A 25439-nucleotide genomic window follows, 5' to 3' on the forward strand; every position below is an offset into this window, starting at 1 on the left:
TAATTTAACGCACCCTTCGGATTTGCCAAGCCACAAGGCTGTTACGTCGCAGACGGGGTGATCGGTCGAAAATTTTTTCAGAATTCGTCGAGCTCCAGCAGCAGGCGCCGGAAATTGGCGATCACGTCGAAGCGCTCGACCTGCGCCCGGGTCAGAAAGGCAAACCCGGCCCCCTCCCCCAAGGTTACCTCGTCGGCCGTCACCGGCCGCCCGAGGGTGAAAACATGCACCACCCCGCCCACAAGCGCCCCCGAGGCAAACCGCGCCAGCGGTTCAAGCGGCGCGTCGGCGATGTCGATCCCGGTCTCCTCGAGAAACTCGCGCCGGGCGGCCGTCTCCAAGGTTTCGCCCGGCTCCACCGCTCCGCCGAAGAAACACCATTGCCCCGGCGCAACCACGTTCGCACGGTCGTCGCGCAGTTGCATCAGCACCCGGCCCGCCGAATCCCGCGCCAGAACCGTCGCCCCGTGCCAGACCACCGGGTCCGGCAACGGCCCGATATCGCGAAACCGGCTCACTTGCGCCGCAGGTGCTCGTCCAGACGCGGCATGATCTCGACGAAGTTGCAGGGCCGGTGACGGTAGTCGAACTGGTATTCAAGGATCTCGTCCCAGGCATCCTTGCAGGCGCCGGGGCTGCCCGGCAGGGCGAACAGGTATGTGCCCCCCGCCACGCCGCCGGTGGCCCGGCTCTGGACCGCGCTGGTGCCGATCTTCTGCATCGAGACGATGGTGAAGACCGTTGCGAACGCCTCGATCTCCTTTTCGTAAACGTCGCGATGCGCCTCTACCGTCACGTCGCGGCCGGTCAAGCCGGTGCCGCCGGTCGAGATGATCGCGTCGATACCCGGGTCTGCGATCCAGGCGCGCAACTGCCCGGAGATCGCATCGCGCTCGTCGCGCACGATCTTTCGGTCAGCCAGAACGTGGCCGGCCGCCTCGATCCGCGCCACCAGCGTGTCGCCCGAGCGGTCATCGGCCATCTCGCGCGTATCGCTGACCGTCAGCACCGCGATACGGACGGGGATGAACTGCTTGCTATCGTCGATCCGGCTCATGTCTGTTTCCCTTCCAGAAGCAATCTCATCGCCAGTGCCCCGAACACCGTGGCCGATACCAGCCGCAGCGCCCGCTCCGCCCGCGGATTGCGCGCCAGCGCCCGACCCAGCCCGCCCGAGAACACGCCGACCAGCCCGTTGATCACGAACCCGCCCACCGCCAGCACCGCGCCGAACACCAGGAACTGCGGCAGCACGACGTGCCCCGGCTCGACAAACTGCGGCACGAAGGCGAGGATGAACAGGATCACCTTGAGGTTGGTCAGGTTGACGACCAGCCCGTCGCGGAACGCCCGTGCCGGACGCACGCCCACCGCGTCAGCCCGGCCGATCGGGTTGTGCAGAGTTTTCCACGCCAGCCACAGCAGATAGGCCACGCCCGCCCAGCGGATCGCATCGAACGCCCATGGCGCCGCGGCGATCACGGCCCCCAGGCCCAATCCGGCCGCCGTGACATGCACCATGGTGCCGACCGATATCCCGGCCGACGCCGCCAGCGCCGGCCGCGCCCCGCCCCGCGCGCCCTGCGCCAGGCAGAACATCATGTCGGCCCCGGGCGTGAGGTTCAGTGCCAGCGCGGCGGGTAAGAAGGCCAGAAACACGATCGGGTCGATCATGGGTCCACCTCGAACCAGTTGGCGAACGGCCCCAGGTTGACAACGCGCGTCGCGCCGATCCGACCTTCCCGCCCCCAACTGTCATGGATATGGCCGCAGAACGCCAGCTGCGGCTGGATCCGTTCGATCGCTGCGGCGATCGCCGTTGATCCCACAGAATGTCCACCCGAGGTGACATCGGCCACCCCCTTGGGCGGCGAATGGGTGATCAGGATATCCGCCGCGTCACAGCGCGCCAGCATCGACTCGGCCTCCGCCTCGCTCAGATCGCACGACCACGCGCCGAACGGCGTTTCCGGCACGCCGTACCCGAGACCGAACAGTGTCACGCCCCCGACCGTCGCCCCTTCTCCGTGCAGCACCGTGATGTCCTCGCCCGCCGCCGCGCGCAGTTCATCGGCGCTTTCGGCATTGCCCGGCACCGTCACCAACGGTGCCACAATCCCGCTCAGCAGCGTCAGCGCCGCGTCCAAACCCGCCCGCATGTTACAGAAATCCCCCGCGCCGATCACCAGATCGGCGTCGGCCGCCGCTTCGACCAACAGGGCGGCCTGCTCACGGCTGGCATGCAGATCGGAAAAGGCAAGAATTTTCATCGAGGTCCTCAATTGCAGTCGTTTTCCACCGGCAGTCGTGGCTGGCTGATCACCCGCTTTATCGCCGCCTGACCTGCGGGCCGCAACAGCGCCCGAAGCTGTTCCGCCATATCCTGCGTGCCGTGCACCCCGCCGGCGCAGACGGTCGTCGCCTCGCCAATCTCGGCCAACCGCCGCGCCAGTCGCGCCACCAGCCGGTCGCGTAACTCCGCCTGGGGCACCGGCGGCACGGCGTTGCGGCCGACAAAACCGGCCACCTCGGCCAAGTCGCTCTGCAGCAGCAGGAAGTCCGCCTCATTGATCAAACCGTCACACAGACCGGCCAGGACCACCATGTCGACAAGCAAGCGCAAGGAGCAGCCCGCCGCCCCCAGCCCGCTCTGATCCTCCCCGTAAAATGCCAGGCTGCCGTCGCCTTGCCGCAGTTCGTGGATAATCACCGGCCCAGGCAGCTCCAGACGCCGCTTGGTGGGCGACACGACGAGCACGTCCGCCTCATGCGCCGCGAAAACAGCGGCATAGTCGGTTTCGAAGGCCCAACCCGGCTTTGCCGCAAGCAAAAGCGCCAGCGCGACGGCCCTCATCCCGCCCCCTCAAGCCGCGCCTTGACGTCCAGCAGGTCGGCCCAGCTCTCGCGCTTGGCCGCCGGGTTGCGCAGCAGATAGGCCGGATGAAACATCGGCAAGGCCGGCAGCCCGAAGGCCTCGACCCATTTGCCTCTGAGCCGAGTGATGCCGCGCATCCCCAGCACCGCCTGACAGCTGATATTGCCCATCAGGATCAGCAGCTGCGGCTCGGCCAATGCCACATGCCGTTCCAGAAACGGCAGCATCATGGCGATCTCTTCCGGGCTGGGGTCGCGGTTCTGCGGCGGCCGCCAGGGCAGGACGTTGGTAATATAGACCGGCGCATCCGCGTCGGCCCGGCCCATGCCGATGGCCGCCAGCATCCGGTCGAGCAACTGCCCGGCCCGTCCGACAAAAGGTTTGCCCTGCAGATCCTCGTCGCGGCCCGGCGCTTCGCCCACGATCATCAGCCTGGCGCCGGCAAGACCGTCGGCAAAGACCAGCTGCCGTGCCCCACGCTTCAGCTCGCAATGCTCGAAGGCCGCCATTGCCGCGCGCAAAGCGTCGAGATCGCCAGCCGCCGCGGTCACGGCGGCCGGGGCCGGTTTTGCCGCCGGCGCCGCCGGCGGCAGTTCATAGCGGTTCACCGGCACCTCGCCGATCGCCTCGTCGGCGCCCAGTTCGACCTGCCAGTCGAGCGCGGCCAGTGCGGCGTGAAAGTCAGTTCCCGATTCCATGATGCCGACACTACCCGAACCCGGGTCCGGTCTGAACCGGCGTTTTCACGTCAAACGCCATGCCCCTTCATCTGACCACAAATACCCCGGGGGTGTGGGGGCTGGCCCCCACGGCCTCGCTTGCCTCCCTCACGCCCCCTTCCTATAACCGCCCAAGGCAGGCACGAGAGAGAGGACGCGATGAGCTTTCAACACCGGCATCTTCTGGGGATCGAGCCGCTGTCGCCCGCGGACATCACCATCATCCTCGATCTCGCCGAGCAATATGTTACCCTCAACCGCTCGGCCCGCAAACATTCCGAAGCCCTGGCGGGCCTGACCCAGATCAACATGTTCTTCGAGGCCTCGACCCGCACCCAGGCCAGTTTCGAACTGGCGGGCAAGCGGCTGGGGGCCGACGTGATGAATATGGCGATGCAGAGCTCGAGCCTGAAGAAGGGTGAAACCCTGATCGACACGGCGCTGACGCTCAACGCCATGCATGCCGACCTGCTGGTGGTGCGCCACCCGCATTCCGGCGCCGTCGACCTCTTGGCGCAGAAGGTCAACTGCGCTGTGCTCAACGCCGGCGATGGTCGCCACGAACATCCGACCCAGGCGCTCCTGGATGCCCTCACGATCCGCCGCGCCAAAGGTCGGCTGCATCGCCTGAATATCGCCATCTGCGGCGACATCGCTCATTCCCGCGTCGCCCGCTCGAACATCCTGCTTCTGGGCAAGATGGAAAACCGCGTCCGCCTGATCGGCCCGCCGACACTGGTCCCGTCCCAATTCGCCGAGTTCGGCGCCGAGATCTACGACGACATGCGCGAGGGGCTAAATGGCGTTGACGTCGTGATGATGCTGCGACTGCAGAAGGAACGCATGGATGGCGGCTTCATCCCCTCGGAACGCGAATATTACCACCGCTATGGGCTCGACGCCGAGAAACTGGCCTGCGCCAAACCCGACGCCATTGTCATGCACCCAGGCCCGATGAACCGTGGAGTCGAGATCGACGGCGAGATCGCCGACGACATCAACCGCTCGGTCATCCAGGAGCAGGTCGAGATGGGTGTCGCCGTGCGCATGGCAGCGATGGACCTGCTGGCGCGTAACCTGCGCGAGGCGCCGCAAACGGTTATGGCGTGACCGGCGAGATCGTCATAAACCCCGGCGAGGGCGGCGTTGTCCGCCTGTTCTCTGTCGATCTTCCCGAAGCCGACTTGCGCGCCCTCGCCGCCCCTGACACCGCCGCCGGCGCGGCCTTCGCCCAGGACCCCCGCCCGTATCTGCCCGCCATTCCCGCCTTGTTGGGCTGCGAGACGCTCGACAGCTTGCGTGCCGATCTGTTCCCGATCCGCGATCTCGCCGGGCTGGGTCTTGCCGGCTACCTGGCCCAGGGCTACGACATCTCCGAGGCCCAGCTCGCCCCGCACCGCGCCGCGCTCGACGCACTCAGGAATTTCACGCTCGTGCTGCCGTCAGAGGCGACACCGGATGGCGCCACGCTCAGGCCGCATCCCAGCCTGCGCCTGATCGCCCGCCTCGAAACTCCGAAAGCCGCGATTTCGATGACCCGCCTCACCTCTGAGGCCGGGCGCGGCTGGGGCAGCGGCGGCGAGACCCCAACGCCGGCCAAAGGGTCCCGTCCCACCCGTGCACTGGTGCTCGCCGCGCTTGTGGTTCTCGCCATCGCCCTTTGGCTCTGGTTGACCCTGAGGTGACCCCATGACCGACGACCCCAAAGACCCGAAAATGAGCGGTCGCGTTGCCATGGTGGCGCTGATCGTGCTCTTCTCGGTGGCAGCAATTATGGTATGGGTAGCGGGATGACGACGCAGCGCGCGCCCAGCATGGTGACCCGGCTCCTCGATGGCGAGGTCGTGCTCGCCGTCTGGCGGCCGCAGCTGGCGATGTTCGCCCAGCGCGCGCTGCTGCTCAGCTTCGCCACAGCTCTGGCGCTCGCGTCGCTCGGCTATCTCACCACGGTCCAGTGGCTGATCGCGGTGCCGGTCTTCACCGTGCTTTTCATCTTCATCTTCGACGACCACACCACCTGGTTTCGCCACCGCGACGAGGCCTGGTTCCTCACCACCCAACGCCTGGTCTTCGAGAAAGCCAGCCAACCGGAGGAAAACGCCGCCGTGCCGCTCTTTGCCGTCGAGTGGATGCAACCCTGGGCCTGGTGGTCGCTCCGGCTCGGCTTTCAGGGCGGCACCTCGACTGCGATCCGCTTCGTCGCCCGTCCCCGGGACATCCGAGCCAAGATCGCGGCGGCCCGGGACAAGGCAATGGAACAGGCAGGAACGCCCGATGCCTGATCTGCGCTACGATATCACTCCGACGCAACCGCTGGACGACGGCGAGGAGCTGTTGGTCAGCCTCGTCCCCGACCGCGCCATCTATCTGCGCGATCATGCCTGGATGGCGGCCATCGCCATGGCGGCGGGGATGGCGATCCTCTGGGCGCTCGGCAACCCGCATGTCTGGACCGGCGCCATTGGCGGCCTCGCCGCGATCCTTCTACGCGGCTGGTACATGGCCTCGGAAGAGCTCGGCACCCGCTGGGATCTGACAGACCGCCGCCTGCTGGGCCCCGGCGGCCGCGCCGTCGGGCTGAAAGAGATCAAGGTGATCAACACCCTGATGTCGGCGGTGCAGGTCGTCACCCTGTCGGGCGGCAAGCACCTGATCAAGTATCAGCCCGACGCCAGGGCGACCAAGACGCTGATCGAGCGGGCGCAGGCCGGGGGCCGGCCATGAAGGAAACTGCCGCCACCGCACCCGCCCGTTCCGCATCGCCCGCCGGCTGGGAAAACATCCTTTCCGAAGGCGAACGGATCATGTGGCAGGGCCGCCCCGGCCCCGGCCTCACCCTCGCCCCGGTGCTGCCCGGGCGGATGGCCAAGGCGGCCGTCGGCCTCCTCCTCTTCGGCTATCTGCCTGTAATGAACCTCAGCCACGGCTGGCCACCCTTCGCCGACCTGTCGCCCGGACGCACGATCCTGCCGCTGATCTTCTTCGCCGTGGTCCTGACCGCGCTGCACCAGCTCGCCGGCTATGCGCTGACTCGTACCCTCGTCCGCCGCCGAACCTGGTACACGCTGACCGACCGCCGCGCCTATATCGCCACCGACTTGCCGATTCTCGGCAAACGGCTGAAATCCTGGCCGATCACCGTCGCCAGCCGACTTGATTACGATGGCGGCACTCCCGGCGCGGTTTGGTTCGCCGAAGAGAAAAAGCGCAGCGGCAAGAGCCGCTACACAATGCCTATCGGCTTCGAACAACTCGACGACGCCGGCCACGTCTATCGCCTGATGCGCGCGATCCAACAAAGGCAGAACGCATGACCACCCTTCTCAAGAACGCTCGTCTGATCGACCCGGAAAAGAGCACCGAAACCAATGGCTGGTTGCTGATCGAAGGCACCGTCATCCGCGAGACCGGCCCGGCAGGGCCGGGTGAGCCCGCCGCCGACGAGATCATCGACTGCCAGGGCAAATGCCTGGCCCCCGGCATCGTCGATATTGGCGTCAAGGTGGCCGAACCGGGCGAGCGGCACAAGGAATCCTATCGCTCGGCCGGCCTCGCCGCGGCCGCTGGCGGCGTGACCACCATGGTCACCCGCCCAGACACGGCTCCGGCCATCGACACGCCCGAGGTGCTCGAATTCGTCCGCCGTCGCGCCAACGAAGCGGCGCCAGTCAACGTGCTGCCGATGGCCGCTCTCACCAAGGGCCGCGCTGGGCGCGAGATGGCCGAGATCGGCTTCCTGATGGATGCCGGTGCGGCGGCGTTCACCGATTGCGACCGGGTGGTCGCGAACACCAAGGTTTTCACCCGTGCGCTGACCTACGCCCGCGGCCTCGGCGCATTGGTTATCGCCCATGTCCAGGAGCCAGGTCTATCGGCCGGCGCCTCGGCCACCTCCGGCAAGTTCGCGACGCTGCGCGGCCTCGCCGGGGTGTCGTCGATGGCCGAACGCATGGGGCTCGATCGCGACATCGCGCTGCTGGAGACGACACGGGCGCGCTACCATGCCGACCAGATCACCACCGCCCGTGCCCTGCCCGCGCTCGAGCGCGCCAAGGGCAACGGGCTCGACATCACCGCCGGCACCTCGATCCATCACCTGACGCTGAACGAACTCGACGTCGCCGATTACCGCACCTTCTTCAAGGTCAAGCCGCCGCTCCGGTCCGAGGACGACCGCATGGCCACGGTCGAGGCGGTGGCCTCCGGCCTCATTGACATCATCTCCTCAATGCACACGCCGCAGGACGAGGAATCCAAGCGCCTGCCCTTCGAGGAAGCCGCCTCGGGCGCCGTCGCGCTCGAGACCTTCCTGCCCGCCGCCCTGCGGCTGGTCCACGCCGGCCAGCTGACCCTGCCCCAGCTGTTCCGCGCGATCTCGCTCAACCCAGCGAACCGGCTGAACCTGTCTTCGGGCCGGCTCTCCAAGGGAGCCCCGGCCGACCTTGTGCTGTTCGATCCCGACACACCCTTCGTGCTCGACCGCTTCACCCTGAATTCGAAATCGAAAAACACTCCATTTGACGGCCAGCGCATGCAGGGTAAGGTGCACGCCACGTTTGTCGGCGGAGAAAAGGTTTTCGGATAATGCCTGTCATCGAGGCCAGCTTCGGCACCCTCGCGCTCTGGGCCGTGCTCGGCTACCTGCTGGGTTCGATCCCCTTCGGCCTGGTGCTGGCGAAGGCGATGGATCTTGGCGATCTGCGGCAGATCGGCTCGGGCAATATCGGCGCCACCAACGTACTCCGAACCGGGTCGAAAAAGGCCGCCGCGCTGACCCTGCTGCTCGACGGCGCCAAGGGGGCGGCGGCGGTACTGCTGGCACGCTGGATCGTCGGCGAGGACGCCGCACAGATCGCGGCGCTCTTCGCCTTCCTCGGTCATTGCTACCCGGTCTGGCTGAATTTCAGGGGCGGCAAGGGCGTGGCAACCTTCCTCGGCATTCTCCTGGCGCTCAGTTGGCCGGTCGGACTCGCAAGTTGTGCCGCGTGGCTTTTCACAGCTCTGCTCGGCCGCATTTCCTCACTGGCGGCGCTGGTCGCCGCCGCCACCTCGCCGCTCTGGATGCTGGTTTTTGGCGTCACTCAGGCCTTGGTGCTGGGTGGGATCCTGACACTCCTGCTGTTCTGGCGCCACTCGTCCAATATCGCACGGCTCAAGGCTGGTACCGAGCCGCGGGTCGGCCAGAAATAAGCCGCGCCCCCGTAAGCTGGGTGTTAAACCCACCCTTCGCCGGTTCCGTGGCATCGCATCCCGTCGGAGGTATGACCGCCATTGGCCTAAAGGCGAGGTTCGAACGAAGCACCTCCCGCGGAATCAAGGGCGTCAGCCCACCGCGCCTCGCCGCGCCGCGGCCCGGCGACGCGCGGCTGGAACCTGACCTCGGCCAACGCCCGCTCCAGGCCAGAACCACCAGTGCCTTCCCCCCAATCCCGACCGGACACGATTGGTTACCGTTTTGCGATCCCAACGTACGGAGCACGGTCAACCTTTTCGGTGAACAAACCCTTGGCCCACCGCGCGCCAGACAGGAGGCCAGCCAAGTTGCCAGCCTGAGTGCCATACAGTTGGAAATCTACCGCCGAGCCCATTCAGAAAGGTTAAGTTCGCTTAAACCCTCGTTTACGAAATCAGTAGCTGAATTCCTCGTAGATCCGGCTCAGATCGCCCCCCCAGGCGCCATGATAGTGCTCCAGCAACTCGTCGGCCGGGACCTTGTTATCGGTCACCGAATCCTCCAGCGCATGCAGGAAATGCCGCTCGTCGGGGATCATCCCGCCAGCGCCGGGCTTGGCCCGCGCCCGCAGCCCCTCGCGGGCTATCTCCAGCACCTCACGGGCCAGGTCGCGCATGCTGCGTCCGTGAACCACCGCCTCCAGCCCCTGCTCGCTCGCGCCCACGCGCCAGGCTTCGCGGGTCTCGGCGTCCCAGTGTTTGACCAGGTCCCACGCCGCATCCTGCGCCGTCTGGTCATACAGAAGCCCTACCCACAGCGCCGGAAGCGCACACAGCCGCCGCCAGGGGCCACCGTCAGCACCGCGCATCTCGATATATTTCTTTACCCGCGCTTCGGGGAAAATCGTCGTCAGGTGGTCGGCCCAGTCGCTCAAGGTTGGCGTTTCACCCGGCAGTGCCGGCAGCTTACCCTTTAGAAAATCACGGAAACTCTGGCCTAGAGCGTTGATGTAGTTGCCGTCGCGATAGACGAAATACATCGGCACATCGAGCGCGTAATCGACCCACCGCTCGAACCCGAACCCATCCTCGAAGATGAAGGGGATCATGCCGGTGCGGGCCGGGTCGAGATCGCGCCAGATGCGCGAGCGCCAGCTCTTGTGGCCGTTCAGCTTGCCTTCGAAGAACGGCGAGTTGGCAAACAGCGCGGTGGCCACCGGCTGCAGCGCCACGCCGACCCGCATTTTCTCCACCATGTCGGCCTCGGACTCGAAATCGAGGTTCACCTGCACGGTGCAGGTCCGGTACATCATCGACTTGCCCATCGTGCCGACCTTGTCCATGTAATCGGTCATCAACCGGTAACGCCCCTTCGGCATCATCGGCATCTGTTCATGGGTCCATTCCGGCGCAGCGCCCAGCCCGATGAAGCCGACGCCGACTTTGTCGGCGATGTCCTTAACGTCGCGTAAATGAGTGTTAACTTCGTCGCAGGTCTGGTGGATGCTTTCCAATGGTGCCCCGGACAGCTCCAACTGCCCCCCGGGCTCCAGGCTCACATTCGCCCCATCCTTTTGTAATCCAATGATATTTTCGCCTTCGAAAAGCGGCTCCCAATCATGCCTGTCACGCAGCCCCTCCAGCACCGCCAGCACTGACCGCTCGCCGGCGTAAGGAATTGGCAAATGGGTGTTCTTACAATAGCCGAACTTCTCGTGCTCGGTTCCGATCCGCCAGTCTTCCCGGGGTTTGCAGCCGCTCGAGAGGTATTCGGCAAGCTGCTCGTAGCGCTCGATCGGGCCACCGCCGGATTGAGGAATGGACATGAAAGGAGCCTCCGATTTGTTCGCGCGTTAACATGTCAGGCGACAGCAGTGGGATGAATGGCCTCCGGTGTCAATGCAGCCGCGACGTCTTCTTCTGCCAGATCACGAAACTGTTGCGGCCCGTCGCGCCCGAGGCCTCGATGACGCGATTGTAGCTGGCGCCGGGAAACTGGGCCAGCGCGTCCAGCAGCCGCTCGGCGCCGACGGCCGAGGCCGGGATGAAGGCGCGCTCGCCGGCGGCATCCGTGAAAATCCAGACCAGAACATCACCCGGCGCGGTCTCGATCTCGATCCGCACCACCTGCGCCAACGGCACCACCACGCCGCCTTCAGGCAGGAAATAGCTCAACTGCGCCTCGTCGAGCTCGACCACCCCGGCCCCGCCCGACCGCGGTCGCACCCGCGCCCGCTGCAACCCGGCTGCGAGCAGCGCCAGACCGGCCAGCAGTACCGGCCAGCCGATCCATCCCAGAACGCCATAGGCAGTCAAGGCCCAGTTCGCTCCGAGCGCGGTCACCACCGCGCCCACAAGAACCTCGCGCCAGCGCCAGATCGCCGCGCGCGCTTCAGGGCGGATCAAGCTCACCGCCAGTCTCCCAGCTGGATCTGCCACAGCGTCATTGCCGCCACTGCTGCCGTGTCGGCGCGCAGAATCCGCGGCCCCAGCGCCACCGGATGGGCGACATCGAGCGCTGAAAGCCGCGCCCGCTCCGCCTCTGAAAACCCGCCCTCCGGCCCGATCAGAATCGCCCAGGGCTGCCCGGCGAAGCGGTCTGGAAGGGTGGGCGTGTCACCCGCCAGCGCTTCGTCGCAGAACATCAGCTGTCGGTCGGCAGGCCACTGCTCCAGAACCTTGGACAGCCGCTGCAACGCCGTGACTTTCGGCACAAACGTCCCGCCACACTGTTCCGCCGCCTCGGTCGCATGAGCCTGCAACCGGTCTTGCCGGATACGCTCGGCATTGGTGAACTCAGTCTGAACTGGCAGAATCTTCGCCGCTCCCATTTCGGTGGCCTTTTCGACGATGAAATCGGTGCGCGCTTTCTTGATTGGCGCGAACAGAAGCCACAGGTCGGGCGGGTTGCGCTGCGCACCGGACTGGCCCGTGCAAGCCAGCGTTCCGCCGCGCTTGCCAGCCTCGACCACCTCCGCCCGCCATTCTCCGTCGCGCCCGTTGAACAACGACACCGCATCACCTGGCAACAGCCGCATCACGCCGAAAAGATAATGTGCCTGGTCGCGCGTCAAAGGAACGGTTTGCCCTTCCCCCAACGCATGCTCTACATAAAGCCTGATCTTCGCCGCTTTCATGGGCCCGACCATATGACCAGTGACAACCGGACACCAGAGGCGCAAGGGCAGGTTTCCGACGCGGTGAAGGGCAACTGGGTCGACCATCTCGCGCCGGCCTGGGCCCGCCCCTATCTCCGACTATCCCGGGCCGACCGGCCGATCGGTACCTGGCTGCTGCTCATCCCCTGCTGGTGGGGATTGACGCTCGCCATGCTGCAGGACGGGCAGTATCGCTGGTTCGACCTTTGGATCTTCTTCGCCTGCGCGCTGGGCGCCTGGCTGATGCGCGGGGCGGGTTGCACCTGGAACGACATCACCGACCGCGAGTTCGACGCCCGGGTTGAACGCACCCGCTCGCGGCCGATCCCCTCGGGCCAGGTCAGCGCGAAACAGGCCGCCGTCTGGATGGCGCTCCAGGCCCTCCTCGCCTTTGCCATCTTGCTGACCTTCAACCGAAATGCCATCCTGCTGGGTATCCTGTCGCTCCTACCGGTGGCCGTCTATCCCTTCGCCAAGCGCTTCACCTGGTGGCCGCAGGTGTTTCTCGGCATCGCCTTCAACTGGGGGGCGCTGCTGGCCTGGACGGCGCATTCCGGTACGCTCGCACCGCCGGCACTGATCCTCTATGCCGCCGGCATCGCCTGGACGCTGTTTTACGATACGATCTATGCCCATCAGGATACCGAGGACGATGCCCTCATTGGCGTGAAATCTACCGCGCGGTTGTTCGGCGAAGATACCCCGCGCTGGCTCAAGCGGTTCTTCGTCACCACGGTGACACTGCTCGGTTTCGCGGTGATCGCCGCCATGGTCGGCTTCAACGAAAGCCCGCTGGCGCTTCTGGTTGCGATCTTCGGCGTGGTGGCGATGGGCTGGCACATGATCTGGCAGATGCGATTGCTGGAGCTCGACAATCCCGGCCGGCTGCTCATGCTGTTCCGGGCCAACCGCGATACCGGGCTGATCCCCCTGCTGTTTTTCGCCGCTGCGCTATTCCTTTGATTGCAACCGCCCGCGCCGCGCACTAGAGACAGGCAGGAGATATCCAAGTTCCGGGTTCGATGCGTCTTTCCTCACTTGCCATCATTGCCGCCACCTTCCTTGCAGCGGCCATCGCGAGCCTGATTGCCGCCCGCGCGGCGGTGACTCTGATCGAGGAAAACTCCGAGATCGGTGTGCGCGACGCGCTCGACAGCAAGGGACTGACCTGGGCCGAGGTTCATGCCGACGGGTTGCGTGTTTTCCTCACCGGCACCGCGCCCAGCGAGGCTGGTCGCTTCCTCGCGATCTCGACCGCCGGCGAGGTGGTCGATGCCGCGCGGGTGATCGACCAGATGCAAATGGCAGCGACAAAGAGCCTGACGCCGCCGCGGTTCTCTCTGGAAATTCTGCGCAACGATTCGGGCATCCAGCTGATCGGGCTGATTCCGGCCGAAAGCAACCGCGAGGCTTTGTTGGAAGAACTCCGGGCCATCGGCGGCGAAAACGTCGCCGACCTTCTTGAAGTGGCCGACTACCCGGCACCCGAAGGCTGGGACGGCGCGCTGGCTTACGGTCTGCGGTCGCTGCGCTCGCTGCCACGTTCGAAGGTTTCGATCGATGCCGACCGGGTCGAGATCACTGCCATGACGGAAAGCGTCGAGGCAAAGCGCAAGCTCGAAAGCGACCTCAGCCGCGCCGCGCCCAACGAGCTTGCGGTCGTGCTCGATATCTCGGCTCCGCGGCCCGTGATCACGCCATTTTCGTTGCGCTTCCTGATCGATGAGAACGGCGCCCGGTTCGATAGTTGTTCGGCCGACAGCGACGACGCCCGCGACCGCATTCTGCGAGCCGCCAGTGAAGCCGGTTTGAATGACAAGGCGCAATGCACGATCGGGCTCGGGGTTCCCTCGCCGAACTGGGCCAAGGCCGCCGAAATGGCGATCGCGGCGCTGGCCCGTCTTGGCGCCGGCTCGGTCACCTTTGCCGATGCCGATATCACCTTGGTGGCGCACGAAGGCGCGGACCAGGCCCAATTCGATCAGATCGTGGGCGAACTGGAAAACACCCTGCCCGACGTCTTCGCCCTGCATGCCGTTCTGCCGAGACCGGAACAGGCGAAGGGCGACGGCGTTCCCGAATTCGTCGCGACTCTTTCGCCGGAGGGACTGGTGCATCTGCGCGGCCGGGCTACGGACGAGTTGTCCCGTGAAACCGCGATCAGCTTCGCCAAGGCGCGGTTCGGTTCGGACGTGGTTCACAGTTCGGCGCGGATCGACGACACCCTGCCGCGCGACTGGCCGGTGCGGGTGCTGGCTGCCCTTGATGCCCTGGCGCAACTGTCGAACGGCCATGTCACCGTGACCGCCGACAACGTCCGCATCGCCGGCAACACCGGCAACCCCGAGGCCAATGCCGTAATCTCGCGACTTCTGTCGGAAAAGCTTGGCGAGGCGGAAACATTCGACATAGACGTGACCTACCAGAAAAAACTCGACCCGATCGCCGGACTGCCGACCCCCGACGAGTGCATCACCGAGATCACGACGGTGCAGGAAGAGCGTAAGATCTCCTTCGAGCCCGGCTCGGACACGATCGACGGCCCGTCGCGTAAATCGGTCGAAGCGATTGCCGAAATCCTCAAGAAATGCGGGCCGATCAAACTCGAGATTGGTGGCCATACCGACAGCCAGGGTCGCGAGGTCATGAACCAGCAACTGTCCCAGGCCCGCGCCCAAGCGGTACTGAACGGGCTCCGCGAGTTGCGCGTGCTTACCTCATCCTTCAGCGCCGTGGGCTATGGTGAAACCCAGCCGATCGCCGACAACGACACCGAGGAAGGCCGCGAGGCCAACCGCCGCATTGAGTTCCGGTTGATCCGCCCCGAGCCGGTGCAGGAACGCGAAACCATGCTCGAAACCCTCGAGCGCACCCAGAGCGGCCTGACCGACGACATAGCTGATACGAATGTTGACAGCACGGACGCCGCGGCGGAAGACGGATCAGGCGATGAAACGGACGGGGATACAGGAACCGACCCGGCGTCGCAGACCGCAGAAGATGGAGTTCCGGATGACACGAACTGAGTTCATCATAGCCACGGCAATCATCCTGTTTGTCGCCTTCTGCGCCGGTTGGTTCGCCAACTGGTTGATCCACCGCTTCACTCGCGTGGCCCGCACCGAGGTGGAAGAGCTGGAGAAGATGGCGCAGGAACTGCACGAGGCCGAAGAAACCCGGGACCAGGCGATTACCTATCTGCAGCAGCGCGAAGCGGAACTCACCAACCAGATCAGCCAGACCGAGGCGGAATTATCAGCTGCAATGGAAGGGCTTCGTGACGCCCGGCACGAAGCCGAAGAGTTGCGGGCCTATGTCGAACAGATCAAAGGCACCTAACTCAGAACGCCCCGCGGCGACTGTCCGGCGCGTTGCCGATCCGCCCCCTCGCCCCCTGGAGCCGTCGACACGCAGGACGGGCGGTCAGCCCTCCAGCGGCGGCTCACCCTGAATCTCCTCCACGCCGGCTAACCGGGCGATCCGCGCAAGCTCGGCATCCAGCTTACCCTGTCGCGCTGGTGTCCACCGGACTCCTGGCTCGACCCAGGTCATGTCATGAACGAGGACGCCCGACGTACGGTCGGCCCGGGCCTCGATCCGGCCGACGAACCGGTCGCCCTCGAGCAGAGGATATATGTAATAACCCCAACGCCGTTTCGCGGCAGGAACGAACATCTCGACGCGATAGTCGAATCCGAACAACCGAGACAGACGGGCACGGTCTCGGATAACAGGATCGAACGGGTTGAGAATGCGCAACCGCGATGTGGGCTTTTCCAGCCGCGCCAGACGCGCCTCGATATCCGGCAGAGCCCAACCCTTCGTCACGCTCCGATCTGCACCTTCGATCTCCACCGGCACCAGCCCGGCACGGTTCGCCGCGATCCACGCCTTCACCTCAGCCGCGCTCATCGCGTCCCAGAAGCGCTGGATCTCACCCGGTGTGCCGAACCCGATCCGCGCCAGCGCCGCGCGGCACAGCCAGTCGATCTGAGCATTCTCCGCCACCTCCATCTGCCGCAGATCGGCGGGAAACACCCGCTCGCCCAGATCGTAGAATTTGGCGAAATTTTCACGGTGCGAGGTCGCCAGTTCGCCCGCATACCACATGTAATCCAGCGCCAGCTTGTGCGGCGGGCGCTGCCACATATTTTTGCTGCCTTCCACCTTCGTGTCGAACGCATGTGTCGACAATGGCCCCTCGCGTTCGATCCGGGCCTTGATCTCGGCCCGGCCCGCCGCATCGGGCATGCCTTTCCACCAGCCTGCCTCGCGGATCCTTTCCGCGCGTCTTTGGAATTGCCGCTGCCAATAGGGCAGGAAACTCATCGGCAGCACACTGGCATCATGCGTGAAATGTTCGAAAATCCCGCGCGCCTTCAACAGCTTGCCCAGCATCGGCTCGCGGTAGTTCTGATTGCGCGACCAAAGAATGTGGTGATGCGCCCGGGCAATCACCCGGATCGTGTCAAGCTGCACCATTCCCAGGTCGTGGATCAATCGTGGCAGGTCGAGCGGCCCGGCGGGCGTGCCTGCCAGCCCCTGTGCCTCGAGCCACAGCCAACGCGCCTGCCGGTTGGGGATCTGCAGCGCTGCGTTCATCACCAGCGACTCAGCGCGTCTTCGTCCTCGTCCTTCGCCGCCACCCATTCGGCGCCGTCGGCGGTGTATTCTTTCTTCCAGAACGGTGCACGCGACTTGAGATAGTCCATAAGGAATTCCGCGCCCTGGAAGGCATCGGTCCGGTGTGGCGCGGCGGTGGCGACCATCATGATCATCTCGCCCGGGCGCATTGTGCCATGGCGGTGGATGACCAGAACGTCGCCCAGCTTGAATCGCCCGACCGCCGCATGCGCCTGCGCCTCCAGCGCCTTTTCGGTCATACCCGGGTAATGCTCGATCTCCATCCGGTCGAGTCCGTCAGCGACGTCGCGCACGATGCCGGTGAAGGTCACCACGGCGCCCATCTTGGTATGGCCTTCGGCAAAAGCAGCCGCTTCAACTCCAAAATCAAACGGCTCGACCTGAACCCGGACCTCCACCTCAGCCTCCCGTCATCGGCGGAAAAAATGCGACCTCGCGCACGCCTTCGAGTCGCGCATCGAAATCGGCGAGTTCTTGGTCCAACGCCACCCTTAGCGCGCTCAGATCGGTGAAGGCCGCGTTGTAACGTTCCTCGCGCGCCTTCAGTTCCTCGACCAGGTCCGCCACGGTTGCGGCCTGAGTTTCGACGGTTTCGCGCGGCAGGCCGATGCGCTCACGCACCCAGGCAAAATAGAGCACCTCCATCAGTCATCCTCTCTCAGATAGGGCAACGCCTTGCGGAAGTATTCCCAGCCCGTCACCAGCGTGAGCAGCGCCGCGAACCACAACAGCCCTACGCCGACCCGCCCGGCCCAAAGCCGGAAATCGAGATACCGCTGCTCGGCCAGAAGATCGCCCGCCACTTCCTTGACCTCCGCCTGGTGCTCGAAAATTCCCTGCGAAAACAGCACCGCGATGGCAACCATCTGCAAGGTGGTCTTCCACTTGGCCAGGTTGGTGACTGCCAGCGTGCCGGCCGTGTCGCCAAGAAACTCGCGCAGGCCGGAAACGAACACCTCGCGGAAGATGATGATCGTCGCGGGCAGCACAAGCCAGGGAGTCCAGGTCGAGTAGCCGCAGATCACCAGCAACGCGATCACCACCATCGCCTTGTCGGCGATCGGGTCCAGCATCGTGCCGATCTTTGTCTGCTGCTTCCAGGCTCGCGCCAGATAGCCATCGAACCAGTCGGTGACCGAGGCCCCAACGAACAGCAAAAGCGCGAACCAGTCAGCATAGGGCCTTGTGAAATAGAGGAACATCACCGGCACCATCGGCGCCGCCAACAACCGCAGAGCGGTCAGGATATTCGGGATCGTCCACGTCATCGCGGCTGTTCTAGCGCGCTTTCAGAGCCGGGAAAAGGCAGACTGTCGGGTCAGGGCGCTCGTCCGCCTTTGTTAAAAGGTCTCGCGGGGCGGACCGCATGGTCCGAGACGCGGCCCCTCAGCCATTTTCGTGGAAGAAGTCATAGATGGTTTCGGCCAGATTGTCCGACACGCCTTCGACCGCCTTGAGATCGGACAGTGCCGCCCGGCTCACCGCCTTGGCACTGCCGAAATGCCGGAGCAGTGCCCGCTTGCGGGTCGCCCCCACCCCGGGGATATCATCGAGCGGCGTGACGCCAACGGCCTTGGCCCGTTTGGCGCGGTGGGTGCCGATTGCGAAGCGATGCGCTTCGTCTCGCAGACGTTGGATGAAATAGAGCACCGGGTCGTTGTGCCTCAAAGCGAAGGGGCGCGCTCCGGGGCGGTGGAATTCTTCTTTTCCAGCATCGCGATCGATCCCCTTGGCGACACCAACCACCGGAATGTCCGCCACGCCGATCTCGTCCATGATCTGTTTTACGGCCGAAACCTGTCCTGCTCCACCGTCGATCAGCAGCAGGTCGGGCCAGTGGCCCTCCTGGCGGTCGGGATCTTCCTTCAGCAACCGCTTGAAGCGTCGGGTCAGAACCTCTTTCATCATGCCGAAATCGTCGCCTGGGCTGAGGCTGTCATCACGGATGTTGAACTTGCGATAACCGTTCTTCATGAAGCCGTCCGACCCCGCCACGATCATCGCTCCGACCGCGTGGGCGCCCTGAATATGCGAGTTGTCGTAGACCTCGATACGCTGCGGCGGGTTATCCAGCCCGAACGCCTCGGCCACGCCTTTGAGCAGCCTCGCCTGCGTCGCCGTCTCGGCCATCTTGCGTGCCAAGCTTTGCTGGGCGTTCCTTGCAGCCGAGGATACCAGTTCGGCCTTTTCGCCCCGCTGCGGCACAAGAATCTCAACCTTGCGCCCCGCCCTCTCCGACAGGGCCAAGGCCATCAGGTCGGCATTCTCGATCGGATGCGACAACAGCAGCTGTTTCGGCGGCTCCTTGCTGTCGTAGAATTGTCCGACAAAGGCTTCCAGCACCTCGGCTGCCTCGATCTCGGACGAACCCACGCGGGGATAGAAGTCGCGGTTGCCCCAGTTCTGGTTGGCGCGGACGAAAAACACCTGCACACAGGCCTGCCCGTTCTCGAGATGCAGCGCGATGACATCGGCCTCCGCGGTCGACCGCGGGTTGATTCCCTGGGCCGTCTGCACCTGGGTCAGTGCCTGAATCCGGTCGCGCAGCGCCGCGGCCTTCTCAAATTCCAATCCCTCCGAGGCCGCCTGCATCTCGGTGGCCAGCTTCTCCTGGATCTGGGTCGAACGGCCCGAGAGATAGCGCTCGGCATCGCGCACCGACTCGGCGTAATCCGCTTCGCTGATCTTACCGACACACGGCGCGGTGCAGCGCTTGATCTGGTATTGCAGGCAAGGCCGCGTGCGGCTTTCGAACATCGCGTTGGAACAGTTTCTGAGCAGGAACACCCGCTGCAACTGCGCCAGCGCGCGGTTGACCGCGCCGGCACTGGCGAAGGGGCCGTAGTACTGGCCCTTCTCCTTCTTGGCGCCGCGGTGCTTCTTGATCATCGGGAAGGCATGATCGGTGACTAGGATGTTCGGGAACGACTTGTCGTCGCGCAACAACACGTTGTAACGCGGCTTGAGCTGCTTGATCAGATTCTGTTCCAACAGCAGCGCCTCGGTTTCTGTCCGCGTCGTCAGGAACATCATCGAGGCGGTCTCGCGGACCATGCGTTGGATGCGCGCCGAATGCCCTGTGGGGCGCGCATAGTTCGACACCCGCGCGCGCAGGTTCCGCGCCTTGCCGACATACAGCACCCGGTTCTGGGCATCGAGCATGCGATAGACACCGGGAGAGCTGTCAAGCGTCTTGAGATAGCCGGCGATCACTTCGTGCCCGCCTTTCCCTTGGGTCAACTTTTCGTCACTCTGCTCAACCATTTTCGTGCTTGCCTGATTCTCCGTCGCTGCTGCAATGTTACGGGTCCGGGAGCAAGAGGAAAGGCATCCACCGAACCTGTGGATAACTGCGGGGGTATCTTTGGGTCAGGTCTGATTTTTCCTTGTTTTCGGCCCGCTTCCTTGTTTTGCCTAAAAAATAGGCGCTTTACTAAGGTATTGTTTTTGCGATTTATTTTTTCATCCAATTGGCAAAATATTGAAAACATTAAAGTTTTCGCAACGCATTTGTAACGCTTTCGTGCGCAGTGCAAAACTTGGATACGGCATGTAGGTTCCGACGCCGGATCAGCCGTTATTCAACGCCCAGAACGTCCGGTGTCTGCCAGCTCAGATGCTGGCCACCATCGACGCAGAGAAGCTGCCCGGTTACCGCCGGTGCGTCGAGGAAATAGCCCAGCGCGGCGGTGATGTCCTGCGGGTTTGCGCCGCGCTTCAGCACCGTGTTCTGCCGCTGCCGGGCGAAATGCTCAGAGCTCTGCCGCGCCCCGATCAGCGTCGGGCCCGGGCCAATGGCATTGACCCGGACATCCGGCGCCAAACCCTGTGCCGCAGTCTGGGTCAGTGCCCAAAGCCCCATCTTGGCGATGGTGTAGGACGCAAACTCGGGCGTAAGCTTGCGCACCCGCTGATCGATCATGTTGACGATGAGCGCTTGCGCCAGAGGTTCGCCGTTGTCATCGGCAACTGTGGCCGGCGCCTGCGCAGCAAACTGCTGGCTCAGCACGAAGGGTGCGCGCAGGTTCGATTCCATGTGCCGGTCCCAGCTTTCGCGACTGCCGGTCTTCAGCGTGTCGTATTCAAAAATCGACGCGTTGTTTATCAGGCAGGTCAATGGCCGGTCCAGCGCCTCGGCGGCCCGGGCCACTAGCGGCACCACCTGTCCCTCGTCGAGTAGATCAGCCTGTAACGCGACCGCGCCCGCGCCCAACACGTCCAGTTCAGCCACCAGCGCTTCGGCCTTATCGGTGTTGGAGAAGAAATGTACGGCCACGTCGAACCCGCGGCCCGCCAGATAGCGTGCCATCGCCGCCCCCAAACGGTCGGCTCCGCCGGTGATCAGCGCCCCACGTCTCGCTGCGCCCGTCATGCCAGCACCATCACAACATAGCCGACATAAAGCGCCGTCAGCAGCGCCCCCCAGGCACGGGTGATGTTCTGCCGGAGGAAGACGAAGGGGATCAGCAGCACCGACGCGCCCAGCATCACCCAGAGGTCGAAATCGAGGAATTCCTGATCAACCGGGATATCCCCGACCAGCGCGGTAATACCGATAATGGCAAGCAGGTTGAACATGTTCGAACCGATCACGTTGCCCAACGCCACATCGGCTTGCTGCCGCACCGCCGCCATCACGGTGGTAGCCAACTCGGGCAGCGACGTGCCCACCGCCACCAGTGTCAGCCCGATGACGACCTCGGTGACGTCGAACATCCGCGCGATGTTGATCGAGGCATCAACCAGCAGATCCGCCCCGAGCGGCAAGCCGACGAGTCCCAGCGCCAGGTAGACCAGGATCTTCCACCATGGCATGTCGGGGTCGGCGCCTTCGACCTCTTCCTCCTCGTCTGCTTCCAACGCCAGACCCGCCATCTCGCGCCGGTGACGGCGGGCGTGCAGGAAACTGTCGCCCAGCACGAAGGCCAGTGCCAGGAGCAAAAGCATCCCCGCCACCCAGTCGAACACACCCCGGAAGGCCAACCCGATGAACAGCACCGACCCGGTGAGCATGAAGACATAGGTCTTGCGGGTTTCGCATTCCGAACTGTTGAGCGTTGCCAGAAGAGCCGGGATGCCCAGCACCAGCAGCACGTTGGCGGTGTTCGAGCCCACCACGTTGCCCATCGCAATCCCCGGCGCGTTGTCAGCCAGCGCCCGGATCGCGATCAGAAGTTCGGGAGCCGAAGTGCCGAAGGCGACGATAGTCAGTGACACAATCAGCGCCGGCACACCCAACCGCAGGCTCATGTTCACGGCCCCGCGCACCAAGCTGTCGCCCGCCAGCAGCAGGATCACAAGGCCGAGCGTGGCATAGAACAAATCCATGCGTCAGCCTTTCCCGCCGCAATCGCAGGGTCCGCGCCCGATGCGGAAGCGACCGCATTTCGGGCAGCGCCTGTCGGCAAGCCGCTTCGCGCCCGGCATGCGCAGCTTGCCAAACATGCCGAGGATGGCAATGAAGACGAGGAAAAGGACGACGATCTTGGACAGCATGCGCTACAGCCCGAACCGGGAAAACAGCGCCCGCTCTTCCACCGCCGCAAAGGTATCCTCGGCCAGCGCCGCACCGAATCGGCTCATCCAGGGTTTGCGGCGGCCATACGGGATCAACTTAACGTCGTCGCCGTACAGATCCTTAAGCTTTGGTTCGAGATGTCCGATCCCGTCGATCAAACCCAGTTCCTGTGCCCGGCCGGCCAGCCAGAATTCACCGTCAAAGATATCTTCCTCGCCCAGACGGTCCCTTCGGGAGGTCTTCACAAGCTCGATGAAAACCTGGTGCATCTGGTCAAGGATCGCCTGCAACCGCGACACGTCTTCGGGTTTTTCCGGCCGGAATGGATCGAGCTGCGATTTCGACTTGCCGGCGGTATAGATACGTCGCTCGATGCCGTGGCTGGCGATGAATTCGTGCGCTCCGAACCCACCCGAGATCACGCCGATCGAGCCGACGATCGATGCCGCGTCGGCAAAGATGTCGTCGGCGGCGCAGGCCAGCCAGTACCCGCCCGAAGCCGCCACATCCTCTATGAAGGCATGCACCGGGATGTCCTTTTCCTCGGCCAACCGCCGGATGCGCGCGGCGATGCGCGCGCTCTGCACCGGGCTGCCGCCGGGCGAATTGATCAGCAGCGCCACAGCCTGCGGCTTACCGCGCCTGAAGGCCTTTTCGATGATGGGGCCCAGCGCTTCATCATTGAGCGGCAGCCGCCCAGGGCCGATTGCCCCCTGCAGCCGGATCACCGCCACCCGTGCGGGGGCCTTCAAGAAAGGGATGAAACGTTTCATTCCTGCCCATGTAGAGGCGCGGGTGGCAAGAGACAAGCCGGGCCGGGAAAGCCACCGGTCAACTTCCCACAAATATCCCCGCCGGAGGCATAAAAGTCACGCGGCTCTTGCCACACGGTTGCACTGTCCCTGCGATGTCCCAGCTATGCCGCAAACTGGCTATCAAGCAATGTCGCGCGCGTGCTAGCGCGCGGCCAAGGGAAGAGTTATCCAGGCTTGGAACCATCTTATTGCCGGCATCGCCTTCATCATCGCGGCGATGGTGGCGATCACGGTCAATGACGTGTTGGTCAAGCAACTTTCGGGCGGCTGCCTGCTGCACAGGATCCTGCCGATCTGTTCTGGCATCGGTCTGATGTTCGCGCTTATGATCGTCCAACTCGAAGGCGGCTGGAGCATTCTGCGCATCGCCACAGCCGGCCTGCACGCCCCGCGCGGCTTCGTGACCGTGGTCTCGAACCACACCTTCTCCACCGCCTTGACCGTTATCCCGCAGGCCAATGCCACGGCGCTGTATTTCGCCGCCCAACTGATGATCCCGCCCCTGTCGATCCCGCTTCTTGGCAAGCCGGTCGGGCCGATGCGGCTCGGAGCCTTGGTCGCGGCCTTTCTCGGCCTGGTTCTAGTGCTCGAACCTCGGCACCGGGTGGTATTGGCCGCTGGATCCTTTCGCTGCCGGTCATTTCCGCGGGGATCGGCCGAACGATATCTCTGACCTGACACAGGGCCGGCGCCGCCCCCGTCGCAGCTTTCGAAGACAGAGGCCTGCCGCTGGCGATCTTCCGGGACGGGCTCATCTGGGACGAATTGCCGGGTCGCTGGGCACTTTGGGAGGATCTTTCTCATCGGTGGCGCCGGGCTGTTCGAGTTCTTTCGCGAACGGGCCATACTGCGGCCGATGATCCATCGACGGATCCACCGGCGCGACTGATTGGGCGATCGACTGAGAGAGGCCCTGGCCGTCTCACCCCCGCCCCAGCGCGTCCGCCAGAATATCGAAAACCAGCCGAATCCGCGCCGAGGACTGCAGGTCGCGATGGGTCACCAGCCAGACCGGGAAACGGACCGCCTCCATCTCGGGCAATAGCCGCTCCATTCCGGGGGTCTGTACGGCGACATCATCGGCCATGATCAGGATCCCCAGCCCCCGTCGCGCCATTTCCCAGGCCACCAGCCCATTTTCCGAACCTAGCCGGAAATTCTCGGGGCCAAGCTCGATCCCCAGCGGGCGCAGGCGCTCCAGTAACCGGTCGGTGTCGCCGAAATGGATCAGGTCATGGTGTGAAAGATCCGCCCTACTCTGGGGCCGGCCCATCCGAGCGACATAGGTCCGCGAGGCATAGAAATGTGCGGTACCGTCGCCTACCTTGCGGGCGATCAGGTCGGGTTCGGTGGACCGCACGTGACGGATCGCGATATCGGCCTCGCGCCGCAGAATGTCGCGCAAGTCATTGGTTGCCACCACCTCGATCTCAAGCCGCGGCGCGGCCTCGCGCAGGCGCTCCAGAACCGGCGGCAGGTGATAGACGGAAAACACGTCCGAGGCGGTGATCCGGATTTTGCCCTCGATCGCCTGGGCCTGTCCGGCAGCCGCCAGCGTCAGCCGCGCTGCCGCCTCACCCATCGCCCGGGCATGGGGCAGCAACTCGCGCCCCGACGGCGTCAGCATCAAACCCCGTCCGACCCGCTCGAACAACGCCAACCCGAGGCGTTCCTCCAGCGCGCTCACCTGCCGGCCCAACGTCGGCTGGGTCAGCCCCAGCGCCTTGGCCGCAGCCGACAGCGACCCCTCCTCGGCGGTGGCGAGAAAGGCGCGCAGTTGGGTCCAGTCGAAACGCAGAGACTCCCAATTCATGCAAATCCGTATAGCAGGTCTTCAATATTCGACAATACCGCAAGCATTACGTATAGCCTACCATTCACCTCAATTTAGGAGCCAACGTCATGTCCGACGCCGCATTCTGGAATCGGATCGCCAGGAAATACGCCAATTCGCCTGTCGGCGACATGGAGGCCTATGAAGCCACGCTCGACCGGGTGCGCTCATATCTCCATCCCGATAGCGAGGCTTTGGAGATCGGCTGTGGCACCGGCACCACGGCGTTGAAACTCGCACCATTTACCCACCGGATCGAAGCCAGCGATGTTTCCGCCGCCATGGTCGACATCGCGCGGGAAAAAGCCACGGTCCAACGGGTTCGCAATGTCGGCTTCACCGTCGCGCCTGCCGAGGCTCCGCCCGAAGGCCGCTTCGACGTAGTGATGAGCTTTAACCTGCTGCACCTTCTGCGCGATCTCGACAGCACGTTGGCGCAGGTCGCTGCACGGGTGAAACCGGATGGTCTTTTCATCTCGAAAACCATTTGCTTGGCCGGACCCGGTCTGCCCTGGGGCATGCGCGCTCTGCTGCTGGGCCTGCCGCTGATGCAGATGATCGGCAAGGCCCCTTATGTCGCCAAACTCAGCGTGACGGGCCTCGAATCCGCGATCACCCGGGCCGGCTTCGAAATCATCGAAACCGGTGACTATCCCGACCGGCCATCGCGCCGCTTCATCGTGGCACGAAAAGCGCCCTAAGTT

31 protein-coding genes are annotated in these 25439 nt (G+C 64.4%); 12 read left to right on the plus strand and 19 right to left on the minus strand.

The window, feature by feature from the left end; translation table 11 throughout:
- Positions 1 to 77: 77 nt before the first annotated feature.
- From NO357_RS17445 to NO357_RS17470, 6 genes are read right to left on the minus strand one after another with little or no spacing between them, the layout of a single operon-like run.
- Positions 78 to 518 carry an NUDIX domain-containing protein gene (locus NO357_RS17445; RefSeq protein WP_306737009.1) on the minus strand — a complete coding sequence of 147 codons (441 nt, stop codon included), beginning with the start codon at positions 516 to 518 and terminating at the stop codon, positions 78 to 80.
- The gene (gene moaB / locus NO357_RS17450; protein ID WP_306737010.1) at positions 515 to 1057 is read right to left on the minus strand and encodes a molybdenum cofactor biosynthesis protein B; all 543 of its coding nucleotides are present in this window, start codon (positions 1055 to 1057) and stop codon (positions 515 to 517) included. The genes NO357_RS17445 and moaB overlap by 4 nt, the downstream gene beginning before the upstream one ends.
- Positions 1054 to 1674 (minus strand): LysE family translocator, encoded by a 621-nt coding sequence (locus NO357_RS17455; RefSeq protein ID WP_306737011.1) that lies wholly within the window; start codon positions 1672 to 1674, stop codon positions 1054 to 1056. The genes moaB and NO357_RS17455 overlap by 4 nt, the downstream gene beginning before the upstream one ends.
- On the minus strand, positions 1671 to 2270 hold the full coding sequence (locus tag NO357_RS17460; protein ID WP_306737012.1) for a metallophosphoesterase family protein: 600 nt from the start codon (positions 2268 to 2270) through the stop codon (positions 1671 to 1673). Before NO357_RS17460 ends, NO357_RS17455 begins: the two co-directional genes overlap by 4 nt.
- Before the next feature lie 8 nt (positions 2271 to 2278).
- Positions 2279 to 2854, minus strand: coding sequence for a hypothetical protein (locus NO357_RS17465; RefSeq protein WP_306737013.1), 576 nt, complete (start codon positions 2852 to 2854; stop codon positions 2279 to 2281).
- Positions 2851 to 3573 (minus strand): uracil-DNA glycosylase, encoded by a 723-nt coding sequence (locus NO357_RS17470; RefSeq protein ID WP_306737014.1) that lies wholly within the window; start codon positions 3571 to 3573, stop codon positions 2851 to 2853. The genes NO357_RS17465 and NO357_RS17470 overlap by 4 nt, the downstream gene beginning before the upstream one ends.
- 180 nt (positions 3574 to 3753) lie before the next feature.
- Between NO357_RS17470 and NO357_RS17475 the strand changes: the two genes are divergently transcribed.
- From NO357_RS17475 to plsY, 7 genes are all read left to right on the plus strand, one after another.
- Positions 3754 to 4704, plus strand: coding sequence for an aspartate carbamoyltransferase catalytic subunit (locus NO357_RS17475; RefSeq protein ID WP_306737015.1), 951 nt, complete (start codon positions 3754 to 3756; stop codon positions 4702 to 4704).
- Positions 4701 to 5279 carry a hypothetical protein gene (locus NO357_RS17480; protein WP_306737016.1) on the plus strand — a complete coding sequence of 193 codons (579 nt, stop codon included), beginning with the start codon at positions 4701 to 4703 and terminating at the stop codon, positions 5277 to 5279. Before NO357_RS17475 ends, NO357_RS17480 begins: the two co-directional genes overlap by 4 nt.
- Before the next feature lie 105 nt (positions 5280 to 5384).
- Positions 5385 to 5876, plus strand: coding sequence for a hypothetical protein (locus NO357_RS17485; protein WP_306737017.1), 492 nt, complete (start codon positions 5385 to 5387; stop codon positions 5874 to 5876).
- On the plus strand, positions 5869 to 6318 hold the full coding sequence (locus NO357_RS17490) for a hypothetical protein (protein ID WP_306737018.1): 450 nt from the start codon (positions 5869 to 5871) through the stop codon (positions 6316 to 6318). Before NO357_RS17485 ends, NO357_RS17490 begins: the two co-directional genes overlap by 8 nt.
- The gene (locus tag NO357_RS17495; protein WP_306737019.1) at positions 6315 to 6908 is read left to right on the plus strand and encodes an aspartate carbamoyltransferase catalytic subunit; all 594 of its coding nucleotides are present in this window, start codon (positions 6315 to 6317) and stop codon (positions 6906 to 6908) included. Before NO357_RS17490 ends, NO357_RS17495 begins: the two co-directional genes overlap by 4 nt.
- Entirely contained in the window at positions 6905 to 8179 is a 1275-nt protein-coding gene (gene pyrC / locus NO357_RS17500; protein ID WP_306737020.1) for a dihydroorotase, read from the plus strand. The genes NO357_RS17495 and pyrC overlap by 4 nt, the downstream gene beginning before the upstream one ends.
- Positions 8179 to 8784 carry a glycerol-3-phosphate 1-O-acyltransferase PlsY gene (gene plsY, locus NO357_RS17505; protein ID WP_306737021.1) on the plus strand — a complete coding sequence of 202 codons (606 nt, stop codon included), beginning with the start codon at positions 8179 to 8181 and terminating at the stop codon, positions 8782 to 8784. The genes pyrC and plsY overlap by 1 nt, the downstream gene beginning before the upstream one ends.
- Before the next feature lie 437 nt (positions 8785 to 9221).
- Here the strand turns inward: plsY and NO357_RS17510 are convergent, their stop codons facing one another.
- The 3 genes from NO357_RS17510 to NO357_RS17520 all read right to left on the minus strand — a co-directional run bounded on the left by NO357_RS17510 (position 9222) and on the right by NO357_RS17520 (position 11903).
- Positions 9222 to 10592 carry a glutamate--cysteine ligase gene (locus tag NO357_RS17510; RefSeq protein ID WP_306737022.1) on the minus strand — a complete coding sequence of 457 codons (1371 nt, stop codon included), beginning with the start codon at positions 10590 to 10592 and terminating at the stop codon, positions 9222 to 9224.
- A gap of 70 nt (positions 10593 to 10662) precedes the next feature.
- On the minus strand, positions 10663 to 11178 hold the full coding sequence (locus NO357_RS17515) for a hypothetical protein (protein ID WP_306737023.1): 516 nt from the start codon (positions 11176 to 11178) through the stop codon (positions 10663 to 10665).
- Positions 11175 to 11903: a 16S rRNA (uracil(1498)-N(3))-methyltransferase gene (locus NO357_RS17520; RefSeq protein WP_306737024.1), complete on the minus strand. Its 729-nt coding sequence runs from the start codon at positions 11901 to 11903 to the stop codon at positions 11175 to 11177. The genes NO357_RS17515 and NO357_RS17520 overlap by 4 nt, the downstream gene beginning before the upstream one ends.
- Positions 11904 to 11915: 12 nt before the next feature.
- Between NO357_RS17520 and ubiA the strand changes: the two genes are divergently transcribed.
- From ubiA to NO357_RS17535, 3 genes are read left to right on the plus strand one after another with little or no spacing between them, the layout of a single operon-like run.
- Positions 11916 to 12887 (plus strand): 4-hydroxybenzoate octaprenyltransferase, encoded by a 972-nt coding sequence (gene ubiA / locus NO357_RS17525; protein ID WP_306737025.1) that lies wholly within the window; start codon positions 11916 to 11918, stop codon positions 12885 to 12887.
- Between the two features lie 59 nt (positions 12888 to 12946).
- Positions 12947 to 14950 carry an OmpA family protein gene (locus tag NO357_RS17530; RefSeq protein WP_306737026.1) on the plus strand — a complete coding sequence of 668 codons (2004 nt, stop codon included), beginning with the start codon at positions 12947 to 12949 and terminating at the stop codon, positions 14948 to 14950.
- Entirely contained in the window at positions 14937 to 15263 is a 327-nt protein-coding gene (locus tag NO357_RS17535; RefSeq protein ID WP_306737027.1) for a hypothetical protein, read from the plus strand. The genes NO357_RS17530 and NO357_RS17535 overlap by 14 nt, the downstream gene beginning before the upstream one ends.
- A gap of 84 nt (positions 15264 to 15347) precedes the next feature.
- Here the strand turns inward: NO357_RS17535 and NO357_RS17540 are convergent, their stop codons facing one another.
- The 9 genes from NO357_RS17540 to NO357_RS17580 all read right to left on the minus strand — a co-directional run bounded on the left by NO357_RS17540 (position 15348) and on the right by NO357_RS17580 (position 22859).
- Entirely contained in the window at positions 15348 to 16526 is a 1179-nt protein-coding gene (locus NO357_RS17540) for a winged helix-turn-helix domain-containing protein (protein WP_306737028.1), read from the minus strand.
- Positions 16526 to 16966, minus strand: a complete 441-nt coding sequence (locus NO357_RS17545; RefSeq protein WP_306737029.1) for a molybdenum cofactor biosynthesis protein MoaE — start codon at positions 16964 to 16966, stop codon at positions 16526 to 16528. The genes NO357_RS17540 and NO357_RS17545 overlap by 1 nt, the downstream gene beginning before the upstream one ends.
- Before the next feature lies 1 nt (position 16967).
- Positions 16968 to 17213 (minus strand): molybdopterin converting factor subunit 1, encoded by a 246-nt coding sequence (gene moaD, locus NO357_RS17550; protein ID WP_306737030.1) that lies wholly within the window; start codon positions 17211 to 17213, stop codon positions 16968 to 16970.
- Positions 17213 to 17836: a CDP-diacylglycerol--glycerol-3-phosphate 3-phosphatidyltransferase gene (gene pgsA / locus NO357_RS17555; protein ID WP_306737031.1), complete on the minus strand. Its 624-nt coding sequence runs from the start codon at positions 17834 to 17836 to the stop codon at positions 17213 to 17215. Before pgsA ends, moaD begins: the two co-directional genes overlap by 1 nt.
- Positions 17837 to 17954: 118 nt before the next feature.
- Positions 17955 to 19832 carry an excinuclease ABC subunit UvrC gene (gene uvrC, locus NO357_RS17560; protein WP_306737032.1) on the minus strand — a complete coding sequence of 626 codons (1878 nt, stop codon included), beginning with the start codon at positions 19830 to 19832 and terminating at the stop codon, positions 17955 to 17957.
- A 313-nt stretch (positions 19833 to 20145) separates the two neighbouring features.
- Positions 20146 to 20940, minus strand: coding sequence for an SDR family oxidoreductase (locus NO357_RS17565; RefSeq protein ID WP_306737033.1), 795 nt, complete (start codon positions 20938 to 20940; stop codon positions 20146 to 20148).
- On the minus strand, positions 20937 to 21896 hold the full coding sequence (locus tag NO357_RS17570; RefSeq protein WP_306737034.1) for a calcium/sodium antiporter: 960 nt from the start codon (positions 21894 to 21896) through the stop codon (positions 20937 to 20939). Before NO357_RS17570 ends, NO357_RS17565 begins: the two co-directional genes overlap by 4 nt.
- 3 nt (positions 21897 to 21899) lie before the next feature.
- Positions 21900 to 22064, minus strand: a complete 165-nt coding sequence (locus NO357_RS17575) for a hypothetical protein (RefSeq protein WP_306737035.1) — start codon at positions 22062 to 22064, stop codon at positions 21900 to 21902.
- A gap of 3 nt (positions 22065 to 22067) precedes the next feature.
- Entirely contained in the window at positions 22068 to 22859 is a 792-nt protein-coding gene (locus tag NO357_RS17580; RefSeq protein WP_306737036.1) for a S49 family peptidase, read from the minus strand.
- A gap of 259 nt (positions 22860 to 23118) precedes the next feature.
- Here NO357_RS17580 and NO357_RS17585 point away from each other — a divergent pair, with 259 nt between their 5' ends.
- Entirely contained in the window at positions 23119 to 23574 is a 456-nt protein-coding gene (locus NO357_RS17585; RefSeq protein ID WP_306737037.1) for a DMT family transporter, read from the plus strand.
- A gap of 249 nt (positions 23575 to 23823) precedes the next feature.
- On the opposite strand, the gene NO357_RS17590 is transcribed toward NO357_RS17585, so the two are convergent.
- The gene (locus tag NO357_RS17590) at positions 23824 to 24714 is read right to left on the minus strand and encodes a LysR family transcriptional regulator (RefSeq protein WP_306737038.1); all 891 of its coding nucleotides are present in this window, start codon (positions 24712 to 24714) and stop codon (positions 23824 to 23826) included.
- An 89-nt stretch (positions 24715 to 24803) separates the two neighbouring features.
- Here NO357_RS17590 and NO357_RS17595 point away from each other — a divergent pair, with 89 nt between their 5' ends.
- Positions 24804 to 25436, plus strand: a complete 633-nt coding sequence (locus NO357_RS17595) for a class I SAM-dependent methyltransferase (RefSeq protein WP_306737039.1) — start codon at positions 24804 to 24806, stop codon at positions 25434 to 25436.
- The last annotated feature ends 3 nt before the right edge of the window (positions 25437 to 25439 follow it).

This window comes from Marimonas arenosa (assembly GCF_030848945.1).
Classification (GTDB): Bacteria; Pseudomonadota; Alphaproteobacteria; order Rhodobacterales; family Rhodobacteraceae; genus Marimonas; species Marimonas arenosa.